25 protein-coding genes and 3 pseudogenes are annotated in these 19,755 nt (G+C 62.1%); 10 read left to right on the plus strand and 18 right to left on the minus strand.

Going from position 1 to position 19,755, the window contains the following annotated elements; translation table 11 throughout:
* Window positions 1–42 precede the first annotated feature (42 nt).
* From IVB54_RS07660 to IVB54_RS07670, 4 genes are all read left to right on the plus strand, one after another.
* Window positions 43–672 carry an NYN domain-containing protein gene (locus tag IVB54_RS07660; protein ID WP_247400925.1) on the plus strand — a complete coding sequence of 210 codons (630 nt, stop codon included), beginning with the start codon at window positions 43–45 and terminating at the stop codon, window positions 670–672.
* A gap of 297 nt (window positions 673–969) precedes the next feature.
* A complete protein-coding gene (locus IVB54_RS41590; protein ID WP_346658844.1) occupies window positions 970–1,410 on the plus strand; it encodes a cyclic nucleotide-binding domain-containing protein in 441 nt (146 codons plus the stop codon).
* A 74-nt stretch (window positions 1,411–1,484) separates the two neighbouring features.
* On the plus strand, window positions 1,485–1,721 hold the full coding sequence (locus tag IVB54_RS41595; protein ID WP_346658854.1) for a helix-turn-helix domain-containing protein: 237 nt from the start codon (window positions 1,485–1,487) through the stop codon (window positions 1,719–1,721).
* 192 nt (window positions 1,722–1,913) lie between these two features.
* Window positions 1,914–2,159 (plus strand): hypothetical protein, encoded by a 246-nt coding sequence (locus IVB54_RS07670; RefSeq protein ID WP_247400921.1) that lies wholly within the window; start codon window positions 1,914–1,916, stop codon window positions 2,157–2,159.
* 347 nt (window positions 2,160–2,506) lie between these two features.
* On the opposite strand, the pseudogene IVB54_RS07675 reads toward IVB54_RS07670, so the two are convergent.
* The 3 genes and pseudogenes from IVB54_RS07675 to IVB54_RS07685 form a co-directional block, all read right to left on the minus strand.
* Window positions 2,507–3,824 (minus strand): annotated as a pseudogene (locus IVB54_RS07675) (IS1182 family transposase).
* Window positions 3,825–4,039: 215 nt separating this feature from the next.
* A complete protein-coding gene (locus tag IVB54_RS07680; protein ID WP_247400919.1) occupies window positions 4,040–4,240 on the minus strand; it encodes a hypothetical protein in 201 nt (66 codons plus the stop codon).
* Window positions 4,241–4,486: 246 nt separating this feature from the next.
* Window positions 4,487–4,669 carry a zinc ribbon domain-containing protein gene (locus tag IVB54_RS07685; protein WP_247400917.1) on the minus strand — a complete coding sequence of 61 codons (183 nt, stop codon included), beginning with the start codon at window positions 4,667–4,669 and terminating at the stop codon, window positions 4,487–4,489.
* A 139-nt stretch (window positions 4,670–4,808) separates the two neighbouring features.
* On the opposite strand from IVB54_RS07685, the gene IVB54_RS07690 reads away from it, so the two are divergent.
* Together IVB54_RS07690 and IVB54_RS07695 are read left to right on the plus strand one after the other, a co-directional pair.
* Entirely contained in the window at window positions 4,809–5,018 is a 210-nt protein-coding gene (locus IVB54_RS07690; RefSeq protein ID WP_247777125.1) for a hypothetical protein, read from the plus strand.
* 130 nt (window positions 5,019–5,148) lie between these two features.
* Window positions 5,149–5,651 (plus strand): annotated as a pseudogene (locus IVB54_RS07695) (diguanylate cyclase); the annotation flags it as partial.
* A 654-nt stretch (window positions 5,652–6,305) separates the two neighbouring features.
* Here the strand turns inward: IVB54_RS07695 and IVB54_RS07700 are convergent.
* From IVB54_RS07700 to IVB54_RS07745, 11 genes are all read right to left on the minus strand, one after another.
* Complete coding sequence (locus IVB54_RS07700) at window positions 6,306–6,575, minus strand: DUF1488 family protein (RefSeq protein ID WP_247777126.1); 270 nt, start codon at window positions 6,573–6,575, stop codon at window positions 6,306–6,308.
* 87 nt (window positions 6,576–6,662) lie between these two features.
* Window positions 6,663–7,043: a hypothetical protein gene (locus tag IVB54_RS07705; protein WP_247777127.1), complete on the minus strand. Its 381-nt coding sequence runs from the start codon at window positions 7,041–7,043 to the stop codon at window positions 6,663–6,665.
* Window positions 7,040–7,138, minus strand: coding sequence for a hypothetical protein (locus IVB54_RS41420; RefSeq protein WP_256465326.1), 99 nt, complete (start codon window positions 7,136–7,138; stop codon window positions 7,040–7,042). Before IVB54_RS41420 ends, IVB54_RS07705 begins: the two co-directional genes overlap by 4 nt.
* A gap of 62 nt (window positions 7,139–7,200) precedes the next feature.
* Window positions 7,201–7,731: a hypothetical protein gene (locus tag IVB54_RS07710; protein WP_247777128.1), complete on the minus strand. Its 531-nt coding sequence runs from the start codon at window positions 7,729–7,731 to the stop codon at window positions 7,201–7,203.
* 647 nt (window positions 7,732–8,378) lie between these two features.
* Window positions 8,379–8,921 (minus strand): DUF4863 family protein, encoded by a 543-nt coding sequence (locus IVB54_RS07715; protein WP_247400909.1) that lies wholly within the window; start codon window positions 8,919–8,921, stop codon window positions 8,379–8,381.
* Window positions 8,922–8,946: 25 nt separating this feature from the next.
* A complete protein-coding gene (locus IVB54_RS07720) occupies window positions 8,947–9,693 on the minus strand; it encodes a nitroreductase (protein WP_247777129.1) in 747 nt (248 codons plus the stop codon).
* 29 nt (window positions 9,694–9,722) lie between these two features.
* Window positions 9,723–10,364, minus strand: coding sequence for an HD domain-containing protein (locus IVB54_RS07725; protein ID WP_247400905.1), 642 nt, complete (start codon window positions 10,362–10,364; stop codon window positions 9,723–9,725).
* A gap of 177 nt (window positions 10,365–10,541) precedes the next feature.
* Window positions 10,542–11,516: a GlxA family transcriptional regulator gene (locus IVB54_RS07730; RefSeq protein ID WP_247400903.1), complete on the minus strand. Its 975-nt coding sequence runs from the start codon at window positions 11,514–11,516 to the stop codon at window positions 10,542–10,544.
* Between the two features lie 94 nt (window positions 11,517–11,610).
* Window positions 11,611–12,021 carry a cupin domain-containing protein gene (locus tag IVB54_RS07735; protein ID WP_247400956.1) on the minus strand — a complete coding sequence of 137 codons (411 nt, stop codon included), beginning with the start codon at window positions 12,019–12,021 and terminating at the stop codon, window positions 11,611–11,613.
* A 104-nt stretch (window positions 12,022–12,125) separates the two neighbouring features.
* Window positions 12,126–12,770: an HD domain-containing protein gene (locus IVB54_RS07740; protein WP_247777130.1), complete on the minus strand. Its 645-nt coding sequence runs from the start codon at window positions 12,768–12,770 to the stop codon at window positions 12,126–12,128.
* Between the two features lie 77 nt (window positions 12,771–12,847).
* Window positions 12,848–13,837: an NADP-dependent oxidoreductase gene (locus IVB54_RS07745; RefSeq protein ID WP_247400899.1), complete on the minus strand. Its 990-nt coding sequence runs from the start codon at window positions 13,835–13,837 to the stop codon at window positions 12,848–12,850.
* Between the two features lie 474 nt (window positions 13,838–14,311).
* Between IVB54_RS07745 and IVB54_RS07755 the strand changes: the two are divergent.
* Window positions 14,312–15,207: pseudogene (locus IVB54_RS07755) on the plus strand (3'-5' exonuclease).
* 6 nt (window positions 15,208–15,213) lie between these two features.
* Here the strand turns inward: IVB54_RS07755 and IVB54_RS07760 are convergent.
* The 4 genes from IVB54_RS07760 to IVB54_RS07775 all read right to left on the minus strand — a co-directional run bounded on the left by IVB54_RS07760 (window position 15,214) and on the right by IVB54_RS07775 (window position 16,967).
* Entirely contained in the window at window positions 15,214–15,399 is a 186-nt protein-coding gene (locus IVB54_RS07760) for a DUF3606 domain-containing protein (protein WP_247400896.1), read from the minus strand.
* 338 nt (window positions 15,400–15,737) lie between these two features.
* Window positions 15,738–16,043: a hypothetical protein gene (locus IVB54_RS07765; protein ID WP_247400894.1), complete on the minus strand. Its 306-nt coding sequence runs from the start codon at window positions 16,041–16,043 to the stop codon at window positions 15,738–15,740.
* 34 nt (window positions 16,044–16,077) lie between these two features.
* The gene (locus IVB54_RS07770; protein ID WP_247400893.1) at window positions 16,078–16,434 is read right to left on the minus strand and encodes a hypothetical protein; all 357 of its coding nucleotides are present in this window, start codon (window positions 16,432–16,434) and stop codon (window positions 16,078–16,080) included.
* 53 nt (window positions 16,435–16,487) lie between these two features.
* Entirely contained in the window at window positions 16,488–16,967 is a 480-nt protein-coding gene (locus IVB54_RS07775; protein WP_247400891.1) for a hypothetical protein, read from the minus strand.
* A gap of 320 nt (window positions 16,968–17,287) precedes the next feature.
* Between IVB54_RS07775 and IVB54_RS07780 the strand changes: the two genes are divergently transcribed.
* Genes IVB54_RS07780 through IVB54_RS07790 form a run of 3 tightly spaced genes read left to right on the plus strand, consistent with a single transcriptional unit; the run spans window position 17,288 to window position 19,749 of the window.
* A complete protein-coding gene (locus tag IVB54_RS07780) occupies window positions 17,288–17,503 on the plus strand; it encodes a hypothetical protein (RefSeq protein WP_247400889.1) in 216 nt (71 codons plus the stop codon).
* On the plus strand, window positions 17,504–19,186 hold the full coding sequence (locus IVB54_RS07785; RefSeq protein ID WP_247400887.1) for a DNA polymerase/3'-5' exonuclease PolX: 1,683 nt from the start codon (window positions 17,504–17,506) through the stop codon (window positions 19,184–19,186).
* Complete coding sequence (locus IVB54_RS07790) at window positions 19,186–19,749, plus strand: MOSC domain-containing protein (protein WP_247400885.1); 564 nt, start codon at window positions 19,186–19,188, stop codon at window positions 19,747–19,749. The genes IVB54_RS07785 and IVB54_RS07790 overlap by 1 nt, the downstream gene beginning before the upstream one ends.
* Window positions 19,750–19,755 lie beyond the last annotated feature (6 nt).

Genomic DNA, 19,755 nt, shown 5'->3' on the forward strand with positions numbered 1-19,755 from the left:
TGCGGGAGCGGTGCTTCCGCTGGGATCATACGGGCTGCCACCATGCCATCTTCGCCCAACAAGATTGCTCTGTTCATCGACGGCGCCAATCTTCACGCCACCTCCCGAAGCCTTGGGTTCGACATCGACTACAAGTGCCTTCTCAAGGAATTCCAGAGCCGAGGTATCCTGCTCCGCGCCTTCTACTACTCCGCGCTCATCCAGGATCAGGAATTCTCCTCGATCCGGCCGTTGCTCGATTGGCTTGACTACAACGGCTACAGCGTCGTGACCAAACCGACGAAGGAATTCGTCGACTCGTTCGGACGGCGCAAGGTCAAAGGCAATATGGACGTCGAACTTGCGGTGCATGCCATGGAGCTGGCCGGCGACGTCGACGAAATGGTTCTGTTTTCGGGCGATGGCGATTTCCGTTCACTGGTGGAGGCGGTGCAGCGCCGAGGCGTACGGGTGAGCGTGGTGTCGACCATGGCGACCCAGCCGCCAATGGTCGCGGACGAGCTCCGGCGGCAGGCGGACGCCTTCATCGATCTGGTGGAGCTACGAGCCAGTGTCGGACGGGACCTGTCCACGCGTCCACCACCACGTGAGCGCGGCGATGTTCGTGGGCCGCCGCTGCGGCGCGCCACCACGGCGGCTCCGCGTCCAGAGCCGGACGAACTCATGCCCTAGCTCATCGAGCGCACCCGCCCGGGGCGCGTTCGGCTTGCCGGCATTCGGTCATGAGCTTGCGACCTCGATCATGAACTCCGCTCAAGGCCGGGGGCTCCCGTGGCAGAGGTCGACTGCGCGACCGGATGTCTGGGGCAGAGATGCCGCGACCGCCCGGTTTCGTCCGGTTTAGCCTTCCTCATAAGAGAGTCGTCTCAGCTCCAAGGTTGTGCTATGTTTGGAATATCGCAGCACCCTTCATCGGCGCGCTGACGGCTGAGAGATCCGCGCGCTCCCGCCTAAACACAGGAGGGGCGCTTGGTCTCTTCTTTCAATTCCAGCACCAACAATCCAATAATCCGCAAGCTTCAAGCTGTTCTTTCTCTCTCGGATGAAGAACGAGCAGCGATACTGGCGCTCCCTCTCGACCAGAGAGAGGTTCGCGCGCGCCAGGAAATCGTGCGCGAGGGAGACCGTCCGACCCGTTCTTTCGTCATTCTGGAAGGCGTGGCTTGCGCGTTTAAGTTGACCGGTGAGGCGAAGAGGCAGATCCTCGCATTCCACATCGCCGGTGACATGCCCGACTGCAGAGCCTGCATCTGGAGACGCTGGACATCAGCATTGCCGCCATTTCAGCTTGCCGGGTCGGCTTCATTCAGCACACAGCGCTGCGTCATTTATGCGAGCGCCACACTCGGGTCGCGGCGGCGCTTTGGCGCGAAACGCTGGTTTACGCATCGATATTCCGAGAGTGGATGACCAACATCGGCCAACGCGAGGCGCGAAGCAGGGCGGCCCATCTCATGTGCGAATACGTGGTTCGGATGCGGGCCATGGGTCTTGCGGAGGATCACGCCTGCCAAATACCAATGACGCAGGATGATCTGGGGGATGCGTTGGGGATCTCGACCGTTCACGTGAACCGAGTGCTCCAGGAACTGCGTCGCTTAGGCCTAATCAAGCTCGGGAGCGGGAACTTGACCGTTCTGGATTGGGAGCGGCTGAAAGCAACCGGAGACTTCGACTCGGGGTACCTTCATTTGCGACGTGCCGAAGCAGCGACCGCGTAGCGTTCACCCGTGCTCACACTCAGATGGCGAACGACCGGTTTCCGTGTTGGGTACTGGCCTGTTGCCGAGTGCGGCGGCGGAGCTTAATTTCAGCAGTGGCCTAATGTGCTCGAAGCTGTTTTCGGGCGTCCAGGAACAAGCTGGCCTGAAGGTCCATCAATGAAAGTGAACTCCAATCATGGGATTTGGGTCATGGGCATCGCGAGAATGCACTCTTCGAAATACTGGCGGGAGCGCGCGGAAGAATTACGAGCCAAGGCAAACAACTGCGCATATCCCAAAACGCGGGAGGCTCTTCGCACCGCTGCCAAGAACTACGACGATCTCGCGCGGAGCGCCGAGGAAATTCGACGTACCGCCGAAGCTCGCGTAGTAGCTGAGGAATATGCCCTCGATCAGCGCGAGCTAGAACGGAAGCTCCGCCGCCAGATGAACTAACGCTTCGTCAGTTTGCCCCCCAATGGGCATTTGACAGGCGAGGCCTGCACAAGCAGGCGGCTCTCCTCGATCCGCTCCCGCGTTTCACCGCTGGCCGACCTAAACAGTTCCGCCTCCAGTGTACCTTGCGCATAGCTTCCTTGGCTTCGTCGCGGGCGCCGCGTTCACCGATTTCGGTGGAGAGCAGGATCGTTTGGCAGCCTCGCGCTATCCCATCATAAAGCAGGCCTTAGTTGGCAGCCTTTTTAATCCGACTTCTGCTGGTGGTCCGATTCCGTTGAAAAAGGCGGCAGTAATCCCGCGTATTGGCGTCAGGCCCCGAAGCAGTCGAAGGGCTCCGCCGGTTCTTAGGCGGGCATTGGGATCAGCTTGGCCATCTTGCGGAGGTTCTGGGCGGTGGCTGCGAGGGTGAACTCGTCACGCGCGCCGTTTGGACCTCGCAAACGCAAACGATCGAGCTTGAGAATGCGTTTGAGGTGCGCGAACAGCATCTCGATCTTCTTGCGGAGCCGACGTGAAGTGCGGCCTTCCCATGATCTTGCGATCTCGCGCGCCATGTCGCGAGCGCCTTCGGAGATCGAGCGCGGCACCCTTCGTGATGCCTGCTTGGGGCAGCACCGGGACTTCAATGCGCAGCGATCACAATCGCGCTTGCTGGCAAGGTAGAGCATGGTGGCGCCATCATTCACCCGCGTCCCGGTCGTAGTGAGAACTTTGCCGCTGGGACAACGATAGACGTCTCCGGCATGGTCATAGGTGAAGTCGTCGCGCGAGAATATCCCGTCTGTGCGGGCCGACTTGTCAAAGACTGTAACGTGCGGCTCGATACCACGCTCATAGACCAGCCAGGCGAGCATCTCGGCCGAGCCGTAGCGGCTGTCACCGAGGAGCCGGCCCGGATAGAGATCAAACCGCTCCAGCGAGCGCTCAATCATGCGCTTGGCGGCCAATACCTCCGCCTGCCGGATTGCCGTGGTCGCCTCCATATCGATCAGGCAGTTCGTCGAGTAGGCAAAAAAGGCCTCGGCCGCCGTGCGCCCCCGCCCAGCGCGCCGCCGGGTCGGAGGGCGACACAAACTTCGGGGTAACCTCGGTCGCTGCTCCGAAGGCTGCATCGTCGAGGACAGCTAGATATTCATCGATAGCTCGTCCGGCGGCCGCCGGCGGAAGTCCCTTGTCACCTTGGATGCCCTTCTGCCGATTGGCATCAGCCTTGATCAGGCTCGCATCGACTGCAAATCCTTCACCACCGACCAGCCGCTCCGCGATACAGCGGCGCAATACGCTCTCGAATACACGACGGAAGAGGTCGCTCTGTCGGAAGCGGCCGTGCCTGTTTTTGGAGAATGTCGAGTGATCCGGTACTGCACCGTCCAGACCCAACCGGCAGAACCATCGATAGGCCAAGTTTAGGTGGACCTCATCGCACAGGCGCCGCTCCGATCGAATGCCGAAGCAGTAGCCGATCAGCAGCATCCGGATCATCAACTCGGGATCGATCGAAGGTCGACCGATACTGCTGTAGAAGGGTGCCAGGTCCTGCCTGACCTGTTTAAGCTCGACAAATCTGTCGATCGACCGGAGCAAGTGGTCGGCGGGGATATGCCGTTCGAGCGAGAACTCATAGAACAAAGCAGCCTGTTCGGCTTGCCGATGTCCCATCATGATCTTCAGTCCTGCCAACTAGACAGACTGAATCACTGATTTATCTGCGTCGCAACAGCCGCCTTTTTCAACAGAATCGGCCCAACTCCGAAGTCCGCTGAAGTGCCGTACCGCGCCCGATATCAGAGCGGAGCGGACCTCATCCGCAACCTGAGTACAGCGGGCAAAAATCTGCATGCGGGCGAATCCAGAATCTCGCCTCGCCTGGAAGCAGTTCAATTCCGCAGGATGGGCGCCTCGCTGAGGGCTCTCCGGCCGACCTGCTTCAGCCCGTCTACCGAGGTCTCGCCTTTGCTGGCCGCCTCAAGGATCATGGAGGCGACGTGCGTGCGTGCCGAGGTCTCGTACCGGGATACGGCTTCGCACACCTCATCAAGGACAGCGCGCAAAAGCGCTGTGGTCTGAGCATCGAACATTCGAAGTTTCCCAGCTACGGCACCATCCTGCCTGAACCCTCTCAATCTGGGATTCACGCAAGTTAGGGAAAACGAAAAATTCTACGGAATGACGGCCAGGAATGAGCGTGGCCCCGCCTTTTGGGGCTGGGGGGCTTGAGGGCGGAGCCACGCAGGCCGTGCATTTGCGCGCAGTCCACCAGGCTAACCTGATCCCGCCGCGCCCGTTCCATGCTCCGCAAGGCGGCCATTGCCGGCGCGAAAGACCTACGGCTCCGGGGGCTTCAGCGGGCTGTCTGCCCAGTTGGGTGCCGTCGGGTCGCGCAGCGGGTCGTCGCCGCAAGCGGTACAAACGTAGCGCAACGGCCGCTCGTCGTCCGCGTCCGGCATGACCAGCATCGGCTTGCCGCAACCCGGGCACGCTTTGCGGATGGAAAAACGCACTGCCATGGACGCCCCCGCAGCCGCAACTCTGATTCCGCTGACAGGACTCAAGCGGATGCCAGAAATCTTTCCGGGCGGCACCGCGTCTTGACTCCCTGGGTGAGGACGTACTCAACTCTGGGCAGTGATGTCGTGGGAGTGCGTCATGGAGCAGGAGTTCTATCGGGGTCTCGCCCAGAGGGTCCGGGACCTCGCGGGCAAGGCCGACCCGTTCACCCGGCGTCGTCTGCTGGACCTGGCCAAGCGGTACGACGCCAGGAGCGGCACCTCGCGATCCGGAGCCGCCGAGCGTCCGCTGCCGGTGCCGCGCAATACGCCGCCTGCATCGAGCTTCTCCGAATCCGGCGAGGCCTGACGCGCACGCTGCACGTTGTTGATGGTGGTGCAGCGCGCCCAGCAGCGTGCGGCCTTCCCGCAGCGCGCAAAGAGAGCCGCCGACTGAGGCCTCCCGATAACCAAGCTCGCGTACCCAGCCGGTGGTTCTACTGGCAAACCGGCGCTACTTCGACGAGCGCCTCGAGGAGGAATGGGCCCGGGCCAAGCGCGCGGCACATCGCTGTTGCTGATCGACGTCGATCACTTCAAGAATTCAACGACCAATACGGCCATCAGGCAGGCGATGCCTGCCTGCGCTCGCTGGGCAGGATTTTGGCTGAGCAGGTTCGCAGGCCGGCCGACTTGGCTGCTCGGTACGGCGACGAGGAGTTCGCGCTTTTGCTGCCCACACCGGCGCCGACGGATGCGCCGAGGTGAGTGAGCGAGTTCGGAAGGCCCTGGGCGAGCTACGCATGTTGCGCGCGCTGAATCCAGCTTCCAACCTTGTCACGGTCAGCCTGGGAGGCGCCACCAAGACCCCCATCCAGGGTGTCGCCGAAGACGCCCTTGTCGCGACAGCGGACCGGCGCTCAATGCGGCTAAGGAAAGCGGTCGCGATCGCGCTGGTCAGGCAGGTCAGGTTATCCCTTGGCCCGGCGCAAAGAGCGCATGAGCCCAGCCGCTGTTGCCCGGTACTCCTGAAGCCGAGGCGGAAGCGAGCGCTGCCAGCGTTCCGCCCGAGCCATCCGACGAGGGCGTTCTGCCCATTTGTCCGGGGACCCGCCTGTCTTCGCGGGGAACGGTTGGTGGAAACGGACAAGTCCGGCTTCAACCAGCGCCTCGCAGCTAGTTGATACCTCACGCCGCGGCTGCTGACGCCGCGAGGACCTGCTGACGCTCCGTTAGGAACCTGCTCTCGGTACTTGGTTTGTTGTCTCGCTCGCTCATCCGAGCTGCCGGAGCGGCCCCGGCCTATAATCTCCAGCCCGCTGAAGCCGGGGCCGTTTCTCCGCCGTCCGGGTCGGCCTGCTTACGGCAACAGTGGCCTATAAACCGGGAGGGTGCCCTGAAGAACTATCCTGTTGACCCCGGACGTCCGCGGGAATGCGGTGAGGTCGCTTGTCCAGAAAGCTCGATCATCGCCTTGGATGCCGAGGACGAGCTAGAAGCTTTGCGCATTGGGAACAAAATGGCGGCCATGCTCAACAAGGCAATTACCGTCAGAGCTGCCGACGGCAAGATATTGGCGAGGCTGCAGCCGCCAAGGTCGCGCCTTCGCTGACCTAGAGAGGAACCGAACGCGTTAGCGCAGCGTAAGCGGATGCGTTCAGCGCGGCGTAAGCTGACGCGTTCGCACCACGGGCATCGTTGCGCCGGTGTCGTATTGTTCACTTGCGATCCGCTCAATCGTCGAGCGATGCCTCTTGAAGGTCTCAATAACGTCGCTTGGGCTGGTTCCGTCTGCCGCAGCGCGATCCCGCAGGGCGGCTATATCCACTCGGCAATCGATACGGTCGTCGCCCGCGAACATCGCGAAGAATAACGCTTCATTGTTCGAGGCATCGAACTCGCCAGATGGATCCGAGGTAAGGGGCATCTCGGGAACTCCCTCGCTCAGTGTTGTATAAATCGCGGCCCAGCCGGGATGAAGCCTCACCCTCATCGGCGCGCGCCTCCAGTCGTCTCATCGATCTGGTTGGTGAGCCATGACCATGGCATCCAACGTCTTGTCATCCCCGCCGGCGCGCATCCTGATATTCGCACCCGACATCCAGACTTCGTTGCACACAGGCGACGTGATGCTCGGTTGCGTCATGCAGAGCCTGTCGTCGCGAATTTTCCAGGTTACGGTCCAGGATTCTCCGATCTGAACCGATGACTGAGTCGTCTGGTCGGAGATATAGCGACCAGTGCGCGCCATCCGTGATGTCTTTCCCCACCATACGCAAACGATCTGCTTGCCGTCGAGTATCCGAAGCTGGTCCCCTGCGCGTGCTTCGAGCGTAAGGACCAGCACCGCCGCACAACCCATCAGGCGCAAAGCGTCTCGTGAAGCGCGCCTCATTCCGGCATCCCCTCGTAGGCCCGCTGCACGACGCTCCAATTGACCGCCGCCATAAAGACGTCCACGTAGCTGCCGGCCTTGGCGCCATAGTCGATGTGATAGGAGTGAACGTCGGCGCCCGCATCTCCGCATGCTTCAGGCGGAGCTCCGGCTTGCTCTAGGCGGAACCCCGAGCTTGTCTAGCGAAAGCATCAAACGCCGCCGGGTTTGCCTCGACCAGCTCGCCGTAAACTTCGATGACATTCGGTGAAAATTGCCGACCGACCAAGGTCATCCCCTGCACGTCCGAGTGGGTGCACACGATCGTGACATCCGCTTTGATGCAGCCGATGAATTCGTCGGCCGCACCGAAAAGGAAAGACAGGTTTTTCGGCTTTCGCTCCAACAAGAGCTCAGTGAAGGCGAATGACCAGACCGGGTTCGCTTCGATGCAATAAACCCGCTTCGCCACCTGCGCCATGTGCAGCGACAGGAGGCCGATCCCGCCCCCGATCTCCACGATGGTTTTTCCCGTGATTCTCGGAGCCAGATGCCGTGCGAGCAAACTAGCCGTTTCGTCATCGGGGACCGTCAGAAATGGCGCAGACCTCACATTGTGCCGCTCGCAATAGGCCGCGAATGCCTCCGAGCCAACCTCGTTGCCAAGGCCATCGGAAAGCTGGCGTTCGAGCTCTAGCTTATCGGTCATGGACGGCTCCATATAGATGACGCCCGGCTTCCGCTCCAGCGCACTCACGGACTCGCGTTCGTTGCTGCAGAAACTGAGCCATCAGAGGCGATCGAACTGCAACCCAAAAATAGGTTTAGCGATCGCTCTCCGCATATTTTTTGACACGTCAACCAGCAAGGTCTCCGATCGGAGACATCTTTCGCTGCCGTTTAGGAACAGAACGTGATTGATGTTCGCGTCACGATCCCGCCTCTATCGGACAAAGCTCCAGAGCAGTGCTTTGGTGCGAGCCGCCTCGCGTTTTTAGTTCGGTCGCTTGCGGTCAACGGGCTGCCGCAGCGGAGGAACCTGCGGCGCAGCGACTGTCGCCGTAGTCTCCGGGATCAAAGGCGCCTGGCTCGGTTCGGGCGCAGCGGGGTGGGTTTCCATGAACTCGAGCACCGCCCGTCCCGTCGAGATCGGGCACCCGCGCGACGAGGCGTCTGGTCCGGTCCGCCCATTAGCGGCCACCGGTCGGCAGGATGGCCGACACCAAAGGAGGCTCGCGCTCGGCGCACTCTGTCGAGCGCCAGCTTCCGCTGCCGCGCACGACACCGCCGGGGACGATCTTCTCCGGACTTGGCGAGGCCTGACGGCGCAACAGCCTTCGTTTGCGCTGCTTGCACCTAGCCGGCGGGCGCCTTGAAATCGTACGAGATGCGTCCGGCCGGGAGATAGAACAGCGCGATCACCGCACCGCCCCTGACCTCCGGAAAGTGCCTGCTGCCCGGATCGGGCGCCGTCCAGCCGGGTCCCTGCCAGCCCTGCAACCCCTTCAACTCCGCGCCCGCGTTCAAGGGCACCACGAGGTTGATCTCGCCATAGGGGTGACCGTGATACTGCCCGCGCAGCACGTCGTGGTCGTCCTCGTCCTTGAACCGGCGCGGAGCAGCGCTGTTCATGTAGACCGCCGTGAGGCTGAACTGGAAGGTTTCGGCAGTCGGCTCGACGATGCGGCTGCGCCGGTAGTTCGGGCCGTCCACCTCCTGGTTCGCCGCCCAGCCCTCCTCGACCCCGATCTTGATCAGACGAGACAGATCCCGATAGAGCACGCTGCTTTCGCCGTACGTCTCGTTGAGCCAGCGCTCCATATCGGCTCCGGGCGTCATGTCCTTCACTTCGCGGAGAAAAGAAATGCTGCGCTGGATCAGTTCTTCTCGACTCGCCATGGCGATCTCCTCTGTTGATTGCCTCTTACGCGTCCAATCCCAAGAACGTCGCGAACTCATCTACATGCGCCCGCGGCATCAATCGCTGCCCCTCGACTGCGGGCTTCCCGACCGAGATGCCGCGCACCACTATCTGCTCCTCCGGAATCGAGAGCAGGGGGCGCAAGATCCGGTGATATTTCGAGAACGTCTCCTGCGGACACGACTGAAGTCCGCGCCCCGCTGCGGCGAGCATCACGTTCTGGACGAACATGCCGAGATCGAGCCAGCTTCCGGCTTCCAGCCGGCGATCGATCGTCACGATCAGTCCCACGGGGGCTCCGAAGAACGTGTAATTCTTCGCGGTCTGCCTGCTTCTTGCCTCGGCATCGGCCTGGCGGATTCCGAGCGACCCGTAGAACAGCCGCCCGAATTCCTGTCGTCGCTTCAGGTACGGATCAGGTAACTCGCTGGCGTAATATTTGTATTCCGAGACGTGCTCGTCCCGGCATGTTTCATGCGCGTTCAGCAGCGCCGCCGACACGTTGGCCTTGGCGGCGCCACTCAGCACGTAGACATGCCAGGGCTGAATGTTCGCACCGCTTGGCGCGAAGCGCGCGACTTGGAGGATCTGCTCGATCGTTCGTCGCGGGACTGGAGCATCGCAAAAGTCACGGCACGCGATCCTGCGGGTCATGATCTCGTCGATCGGGCTCTGCGCAGCGCCGCACTCCTCGCTCGGTCCGATCAAGGTTTCTTCAGGTCCGCACTTCCTGGCTCGGATGACGCTCATCTGGATTTACTCCGGTCCAGCAACGAAGGTCAGTTCGGCCAGGCCGAACCGAGGATGATCGAACAGAAGTTCTGGCGGACATAGCTCATGTCCTTCAGCGCAAGGACATCAGCCTTCACGTTCCCGAACGTGGTCAGCGGCTTCTTGATGATTCCTTTGGCGAAGTGATCTATGATGTTCTCCTTGAAGTTCGTCTCGCGCGGATGATGGACGCAGACATGGTCACGCTGTTCATGCGTGAAGTCGTGATAGGCGATCCCGAGCACGTCCATCTCGACACCCGCGGTGACCAGCGAGATGGTGGGTCGCATATGTTCGGGAATACCTGGCGTGGTGTGGAGCGCGATCGCGGTCCAGACGTCCTCGATCTCACGCTCGGGCAGGCCGTAGCTTTTCATGAAATCGCGCGCGGCATTGGCACCGTCGACCTCGAAGCGCAGGTTGGGACTGGAATACTTCTCTGTGAGGCCCATGTCGTGGAACATCGCGCCGAGGTAAAGTAGCTCCGGCTCGTACTTAAGGCCGTTGCGCTCGGCGGTGAGCGCACCCCAAAGGAAGACGCGGCGACTGTGGTTGTAGAGTAGGTCGTCTTCGGTATCGCGCACGAGCTGCGTGGCGGCGCGGGCGATGGCACTGTCGGGCAGGCGGATGCCGGCGATGATCTCGGACATGGAGCGCTCTCCTATTTTGCGTAGCAGGCTGGTTGCTTGTGCCTATTTGCCAACCGGGCACCGCTCCACACAAGGAAGAGCATCCCGCGGATCAGGACAGCCGCACGTCTTTTCCTGACATGACGCTTTGTAGCGAAAGCAGGATCGCGAGCGTTGCCTTGGCGGGGAGCGCGCGGTCTATTCCGGTGTCGCCCGCCGGAAGCTGGCGCGATATTGGATGGGGCTGACGCCAAGCCGGGCGGTGAACACGATCCTCATCCGATCCGCCGAGCCGAATCCGCAGTCGAATGCAACCGCCTTTAGCGGCCGGTCGCTTCCCTCCAGCATCATGCGCGCCGCATCGATGCGGGCGCGCTCGATGAATTCGTGCGGCGTGATCCCGGTCGCCTGCACGAAATGCCGGGCCAGATTTCGGGCGCTCATCCCGACGACGGCGGCAAGGGACTCCAGCGAGTGGCGATCCCCGACGTTCGCCATCACATGGTCCTGGATACGGGCGATCGGCGATTCCGGATCGGCTGGCGCGGTGAGATAGGGGCTGAACTGAGACTGTCCGCCTTGGCGCTGGGCGACTACGACCAGCCGCTTGGCCACTTTGAGCGCCGTTTCCCCACCGTGGCGCTGCCCGACCAGCGCCAAACCGAGATCTATTCCCGCCGTTACACCCGCGGCGGTGATCAGCCGCCCATCTCGGACATAGATCAAATCCGGTTCGACTTTTGCCTTTGGGAACCTGTTCGCCAGCGCCTGCGCATCCTGCCAATGGGTCGTGACACGCCGATCATCGAGCAGACCGGCATAGCCAAGGACAAATGCTCCGGTGCAGATCGAACCATAGAGGCTCGACCGCCACGGCAGTTCCTTGACCCACTGAAGCAAGTGCGGCTCGGGCTCCGTTTCAGGTGGGGTGGGCGTGCCGGCCACCAGAACGATGTCGAACCCACCCGTCGCCTCCTCAAGCGTTAGATCGGCAATAAGCCGTATGCCGTTCGAGGCGCGCAGCGGATTGTGGTGAGCAGCAACGAGTACGGATTCATAGCGGTCGGCGCTGTCGAGAAATGTGTTCGCCTCGCTGAACACGTCCATCGGCCCGGCCACGTCCAAGGCCTGGACCCCCTCGTAGATGACGATCGCGACAGCTTGTACCGGCACCTTTGCTGCCTCTCCGATCAGGCGCCTTATTATGCATGTCGTTCACACCGTGCAAAGGCCGGGCGGTGACTGGACAGGCGATCCTGTCGCGCCATCATCTCGGTGCTGCGTCCTTGTCGGGGATCGTCAATGCCCCGTCTTTGGAATCGACCACGAAGACCGCGAGCAAGCTGGCGGGCTCCGTGTCGCTCGCGTTCTCGCTCACCCTGTGATGTGAGCCTGGCGTTTCGTAAAAGCCCTCGCCTGTGCGAAAGACCTGCGCAGGGTCATCGCCGACCTGGCTTCGGATGGCCCCGGACAGCACATAGGCGTAGATGAAGGCCGACGCTGCGTGGCGGTGAGGCAGCGATTTGCTCCCGGGCGGATAACTCACCAGGACGGCAGCCATTCTCTTTCCTTCGACGTTCGGCAGCGCGTGCTCGAAGACAAGCTTGACTTGCTCCCGATCCTGAGCGATGGCGGGCGAAGCTCCCGCAATGGCCGCTGCTACGATCGCCAAGAACATCGTGCGTGGCAATTCTATTCCCTGTCTGGGCGTGATTGCTGAACGGCGTAACAGCGCCGCCATTCGATTGGTGAATGCACTGATCGACATCATGACCTCCTCTTCTAGTGAGACCAGGGCGAACCCGCGATCAAGTCGCAGGCGTTGGGGCTCTTGAACCCCGGCATGAAGCGTTCGCAGACCGCGGCGTTGACGGTGCCGTACGTGGTCGCCGGCTTGTGCGCAAAACCAGCGAAATACTCCCGAACGAAGCCTTCCTTGAAATTCGTGCGGGGATATTTGGCGACGATCTCCTCGCGAAGCTCCGCGGGAAACTGGTCGAAGCCTACCCCGACGACATCGAGCAGAACACCTGAATTGAGGAGCGCGACCTCCGGACCCATGTACTTCGGGATGCCGGGAGTGGTGTGCAGCGCGATCGCTTCCCAGACCCTCTGCACCTGGTCTTCGGCGATGTTGTGCGCGCTCAGAAACTGCCGGGCGGCATTTGCACCATCGACCTCAAAGCGTTCGTCTGCGCTCGCGAATTTGTTGATCAGGCCGAGATCGTGGAACGCGGCGGCCACGTAGAGAAGCTCAGAGTCGAAGCGCAGCTTTTTCTGACGACCCTGCTCCGCCGCAAAAAGGTACACGCGGATCGAGTGATTGAAGAGCAGATCGGTGGAATGCTCGCGCAGGACGTCTGTCGCCTCTTTCGCCAGCAAGGAATCGGGAATGACGAGGGCCGGGGCGGGAGTTCGGGGTGTCATTTTTTGTCCTTTCAGCAAAAATCGATGGGCTTGGCTGGCGCTCCGGACGCGTGAGCGCAAGAGAGGCGCGAGATCGGTCAGTCCGCTCCAACCGCGAGCACGATCTTGCCTTTTGGCCGGGGCCGCGCGCCCTCCAGCATGAAGTGAGCCTCGCGCGCATCCGCGAGGGGCAAGACCACGCCGACGTTCGTTCGCAGTTCTCCACCATCGAGGAGGCGAGCGATTTCCGTCAGATACCGGCTCGTGACGTCGACCAAAAAGAAGGTGGCTTCCACACCGTGCTGCTTTGCGAGATCCTGATCCGGGCGAGACACTGCCGAGATCAGCTTGCCGCCTCGACGAAGGACCTGGAACGAGCGGCTTTGCGTCTCGCCCCCGACGAGATCGATGACGGCATCCGCATCTCGCACTTCCTCCTCGAAGCGCTCGCTCCGGTAGTCGATCACCGTGTTGGCGCCGAGGTTGCGCACGAAGGAAACATCGGCCGTCGATGCTGTCGCAATGGTTTGCACACCCGCATGACGGGCCAATTGGACCGCGTAGGCTCCCACGTTGCCAGCCGCGCCGTGAATGACCACAGTCTGGCCCGCTCTGAGTTGCGCGTGCTCGAACAGCGCCTGCGATGCGGTGACGGCAATGACGGGAACGGAGGCGGCTTCGGCGTGACTTAGCGAGTTCGGCTTGCCTGATACCATCTCCGCGGAAGCCAACGCGTACTCGGCGTAGCTCCCGACGAACCGCGAATTCGTAACACCGTAGACCTGCTCTCCCGCACGTCCTTGAGAGACTCCGGGCCCAACGGCGACGATTTCACCTGAAAGGTCCGAGCCCAGAGTGAGCGGGAGCGGCTGCGGCAATGCACTCTTTCCGGCTCTGATCCAGCCGTCCCATGGGCCTACTCCGGCAGCTGCAACTTTGACCAGGACCTCGCCGGGCCCGGGCTCTGGACGGGAGAGGGCCTCGAACTGCATGACCTGCGGCGGCCCAAACTCATGTACGCGCCACGCCATCATCGTCGATCCGGTCCGCGCTTCCGTAACTTGAGTAACCATGCTGATCGAGGCCATCTCACTCTCCTTGCGCTCAGCTCGTCGCGAGTAGCGCCGACCACTCTCGGGAGCCTTGCGGCGGTTTTCCCGGTCGTCTCCTCGGCCCCCGGGCGGGATTGCCCGTATGTCGCCATGGAGCCCTCGTTTGGACAACGGACAAGATCCTACGGATCAGGACAGCCGAACGTCCTTTTCTGACAAACAGCCGCCGGAGAGTTCGCGGCAAGAGTTTTCGACACGCTGGGCTCCGAGATCGCTGGAGAGGCGGTCCGATGGAGGACCGATCAGGGCAGCCAGGCGAGCAAGAACGGGTGGCAAGACAACTCGGACCTCCGCAGGAGCGGCGCGCCTCCGGGAACTCACCCCGCAACAGTTTGGAATTGCACGACACTCCCGAAAAGGCCGTGAATTGCCTGTCTTTCGGATACCTTCCGGCCGGCGCCCTCGGTATCGTGGGCTTCCGGTCAATCGGTAGGGACACCACGAGAAGAGATGTTTCAAAACCCATCGGATCTGGCCGCGATGGCGGAGGCCCTGAGCCGGTCGGCCGACTATAGGGTGCTGCGGCGACTGGTGCCGCGGCCCACGTCCCAGCCCGCCGCCGGGCAGGAGGTCAGGACCGGCATTCTGCTCGACACCGAAACGACCGGTCTCGACCACGCCAAAGACGAGATCATCGAGCTCGGGATGGTCAAGTTCGACTACACGCCGGACGGGCGGATCGTCGGGTCCGCGACACCTTCTCTGCCTTCAACGAGCCGAGCGCGCCGATCTCTGCGGAAGTGACGGCGCTCACAGGCATCACCGAAGAAATGGTTGCTGGTCGAAAATTCGACGATGCCGCCGTAACGGCTTTCGCCGAAAGCGGGGTCATCACGGTCGCGCATAACAGCTCTTTCGACAGAAGGTTCGTCGAGCGCTACTGGCCCGTATTCGAGGATAAGGCCTGGGCCTGTAGCATGAGCGAGATCGACTGGCGCAAACACGGCTTCGCGGGCTCGCAGCTCGGCTATCTCCTGAACGGAGCCGGCTACTTCCACCAGGCGCACCGGGCGGTCGACGACTGCCACGCTTTGTTGGAGATCCTGGACTTTGTACTGCCGGCGACCGGTGCGTCGGCACTCGCGCTCTTGCTCGAGACCGCTCGCAGGCCGACAATGCGGGTCTGGGCGGAGCAGACCGCTTTCGAGCTCAAGGAGTCGTTGAAACGCAGGGGCTACCGCTGGAACGACGGGAGCGACGGGAGGCCCAAGTCCTGGTTCGTAGACGTCGGTGAGATCGCCCTCGATGACGAGATCGCGTTCCTGCGCAGCCAAATCTACATGCAGGACGTCGAGCCAACCGTGCAGAGGCTGACCGCGTTCACAAGGTTTTCCGGCCGGATTTGAGGCGTCCTAGCGGCCGAGACGCTTCTCGACGCGCTTGCGGCTGTTGCCGACCTTCTTGACGGCCTTCTTCACTGCCGATGCCGAGCGGCCGGTCTTCTTCGCTTCGTAGCGGACTTCGTAATCCTGTCCCTTGGCGACGCGTGCCCGGTCCTGCTTGCGTCCACGCGCGGTTTTCTTCTTCGCTGCCACCATCGGCTCCTCCTCTTGCGAACTTGATGACGATGCAACGCCGCAAGGATTCGCGGGTTCCGCGCCAGCTCTCTCGCACGCGGCTCAGTGGTCACAAGATGGAGCCCATCCGTCGAATAACAGACCGTCCCAAGCTACGAACCCCTCATCCCATTTCGACGCGTGTTGGCGGTACCTCGACGCCCACCGGGGATTCCATTGAATGATCTGGTCATTGAGGCCATCGTGAACGCGGCACGGCATATCGGGATCGAACGTGTCCATCGAGTTCATGCCGGATGCGAAATCGACGTCCCTTCGCCGACCGAGCTCTTCGCTCCGCATGTCGTCCTGGGATCGTCTCATTCCATCCGAGCCTTGTCTTTCAGATCGCGGATCCGGGTTTCGGCTTCTTCCTTCGAAGTCACGATCTCCGATTCGTCCGGCACACGCGCGATTGCACTGAGCCTCTTGAGCTCGTCGAGTTGTTCTGTTGTGGGCTTTTCCATCTTCAAATCCTTGAGCGCCTGCACGACGGCTTCGTCGTCGAGCACATCCAGCAGCTTATTTATGGTTTGCTCGCAATCTCTGAGGCCGGGCTCGACATGCCGGGCCAAGATGCCTTGTGCGTCTTCCAAGGCCTTCGCAACTCGCTGTTCCGGATCCATGACCGGTACTCCACTTACTTGCAGGAAAACGCGGCTATGATCGGCGCGTTCCTTTGCTCAGCCCCTTGAACGAACTGGCCCGCAGCAGACCTTCGGATGTGATGTCACGGTACTCGATGTCTGCATAGAACTTGGGTTCGACCCACGTGGCCTTGGGCTTCCTAATGGTCTTGGTCAGCTTCTGCTTCGGGCTTACCACGGTGTCGAGCGCCTTGCGGATCTGCGCCGAGGTGGTTCGGCTCCATCCGGTCCCGACCTTTCCCATGTAGACCAGATCCTTGCCTTCCTTCTTGCCCAGATAGAGCGCGGCCACGCCGGATGGGTCCTTGATGAAGCCGACCACGGGAAACTTGCCCTTCTGAACGACCTTGATCTTCTGCCAAGCCTCCACCCGATCCGATCGGTATGGTGCATCCACCCGCTTGGAGACGATGCCTTCGTAATTCAGCTTGCTGGCTGCGGCGAACAGTGCCTGGGCGTCCCCTTTGTGGTGCTCGCTATAGAGGCGGGCTCCTTGAGGTCGTGCTCCTCGATCAGATCCTTGAGCAGCATCTTCCGCTCGATCTGCGGCTCTTTTCGCAGATCTCTGCCGTCCAGCCAGAGCAGATCGAAGGCGAAGTAGACCAGTCGATCCTGATCGCCTCTGCCGAGGTCTGCCTGCAGCTCGGAGAAGTTCGTGCGCCCATCATGGATGACGACAACCTCGCCGTCCACGATGGCCTGTCCTTCGATATCGAAGGCGGCGGCGATCCTCGAAAACTTGCTGATCCAATTGTAACCTTTGCGGGTATAGGCTCGGCGATCGGCACCGTCGATCCTGAGCTGGATGCGGTAGCCGTCGTATTTGACTTCGTGAATCCATCGAGATCCCGAAGGTGCCTTCATCCTCAGGGTCGCCAACTGGGGTCCGATGAACCCCGGCATGGTAGGGACCTCCGGCACTTCGGCCCGAGGTGCCTTTGTACGCTTTGCCACGCTACTCAACTCACAAAAAACCCGCCGCCGGGTTGGGGCCGACGGCGGGCAGTCTAGCTACCTCAATCAACGAGTCTCGCAACTTCGAAGGCGGCGAGGAGTTCCAGGGACCGCACTCTTCGCGCATTTGCGCCAGGCCGCGACGGGCGATCCAGTCTTCGCAGAGCCCATCGAACTCCCGGCGAGAGCCGGCGTTTACTGACATCATGTCAGACGCATTCGACTATTTCCGCGCCTACGCCGTCCGAGCTCTCTGCAAAGAGAGATCCATGCCGCGGGGCAAGATGAAGCATCTGCAACTGGTGGCGGGTCGGATCTACAATCTCCTCAAGAAGGAGGCTGCCTACGGCCCCAATGTCCAGCATCTTGAGGACTTTCGCGCAGCCCAGAAGCTCGAGGCCTCTCTCGATCGCCGGCCAAGTGACCGCTCCGGCGGTCATCTTGCTCCGGCGGCGCCGCAAAGCTCGGACCGGGAGGCTGGCTGAATGCCTTCGCTAGACGCGCGCGGTGTGGCAAGTCTTCTGCGAGAGTATGCGCAGCGCACCGCCTTGCGAGGCGGCAATCCATACCGGGCGAAAGCCTACTCTCGGGCCGCCGACAGCCTGGCGGCCCTAGCCGTTCCTCTGGACGTACTCGTCGCTGAAGATCGACTTACTGAGATCCCGGGCGTCGGCGATGCTATCGCCGACATCATCACCAAGGTTCATAAGACGGGCAGTCATCCCAGCCTCGAAAAGCTGCGGAAGGAGATTCCCGCGGGCGTGCTCGAGATGCTCGCTGTGCCCGGCCTTCGTCCGGAGAAGGTGCTGCGCCTGTACAAGGATCTCGGCATCGGCTCGCTCTCGGAGTTGGAGGCCGCCGCCAAGAATGACCGCATCAAGAAGGCTAAAGGCCTCGGCGCCGCGCTGCAGACCAAGATCCTGCAGAACCTCGCGATTGCCAAAAGCGGAGAAGGCCGCCTCCACCTGCACCGTGCCGCCGTCCTGCTCGCCCACGCCAAGGATTCGCTCCGCAAGTCCCGGCCCGAACTCAAGCGCGTGACGATCGCGGGCGACTTCCGCCGCGGCTGCGAACTGGTCGGCGACCTCACGATCGTTGCAGAAGCGCCCAAGGTCGCCAAAACGTCGAAGGCTTCCGGGGCGGATGGAATGGAGATCCGCTTGTCCGATCGCAAACACTTCGGCGCCGCTCTTCTCTTCGCCACCGGCTCCGCCGCTCACGTTGAGCAGCTCCAGGCGTTGGCCATTGAGAAGGGAATGCGGTTGGAGGCCGACGGCTTGCACAAGGGCCGCACCCTGATCGCCGGCGACGAGGCCCAGATCTATAGTGCCCTCGGCCTGCCGTTCATTGATCCTGAACTCCGTGAGGGCCGCGGCGAGGTCGAGCTGGCCCTGAAGGGCAAGCTCCCGAAGCTCGTCACCGACAAGGACTTGCGCGGAATCCTTCATTGCCACACCGATGCATCCGACGGCACGGAGACCCTGGAGACGATGGCCAAGGCGACGCGCCAGCGCGGTTTTGAATATTTCGGCGTCGCCGACCACTCCAAGTCCGCGCACTACGCGGGCGGGCTCTCGGTCGAGGAGATCGCGCAGCAGCACCGGGAAGCCGACCGCCTGAACAAGCGCTTCGGCAAGGATTTCCGGATTCTCAAAGGCATTGAGTCCGACATTCTGGCCGACGGCTCGCTCGACTATGACGACGACGTGCTGGAGCGCTTCGATTTCGTTGTCGCGAGCATCCATGGCCGCTTCAAACTCGAACGCAAAGCGCAGACGCAGCGGCTGCTGCGGGCCATCGCGGATCCTCACATCACCATCATCGGCCACATGACCGGGCGGCAGCTCCAGCGGCGGCCCGGCTACGACATCGACGTCGAGAAGGTGCTGCGGGCCTGCGCCAAGCATGACGTCGTTGTCGAGATCAATGCTCATCCATGGCGGCTCGATCTGGACTGGCGCTGGCACCAGGCGGCGCTGGAGTTCGGCTGCATGCTGAGCATCAATCCGGACGCGCACTCGATCCCCGAACTCGACCACATGCACTGGGGCGTCCTGATGGCCCGAAAGGGCGGCGTCCCTGCCGACCGGGTCCTGAACGCGATGAAGCTTCCCGAGATCACGCGCTACTTCCGCCAGAAGCGGCGCTCGCTCGCCCGGGCCGCCTGATGCCGGAGGCGCACGATCTCTCGCTCGAGGGAAAGGTGACGGCGGTCGCCGCCGACCCTGGGCACCACTTCAGCAAACCAGTCCAGGACCATATCGTTCTGGTGGAGGGCCACGGCGTCCAAGGCGACGCCCACGCCGGCCCTTTCGTCCGGCACCGTTACCTTGCCCGTCGCCGGCCACGCCTGCCCAATCTCCGGCAGGTTCACCTGATCCCGTCCGAACTCTTCGCGACGCTACTTAAAGCCGGCTTCGAGGTCGGCGCCGGCGACCTCGGCGAGAACATCAGCACCGCCGGCTTGGCCCTCGAGCGGATGCCGCTCGGGACGCTCATCGAGCTCGGACGCACCGCGATCGTAGAACTGACCGGCCTCCGGACGCCTTGCGTTCTGATCGACCGCTTCCAGCTCGGCCTTAAGCAACAGGTGCTCTCGTCGGCGGAAACGGGCCCTCCGTTCAAATCCGGGGTCTTGGGCGTGGTACGGGCAGGCGGGATGGTCGCGGCTGGTGATACCGCGCGGGCTCGCCTTCCGTCCTCCTCGTTTCGGCCTCTGCCGGCCGTGTAGAAAGTC

The organism is Bradyrhizobium sp. CW1 (assembly GCF_023100665.1).
Taxonomy (GTDB): Bacteria; Pseudomonadota; Alphaproteobacteria; order Rhizobiales; family Xanthobacteraceae; genus Bradyrhizobium; species Bradyrhizobium canariense_D.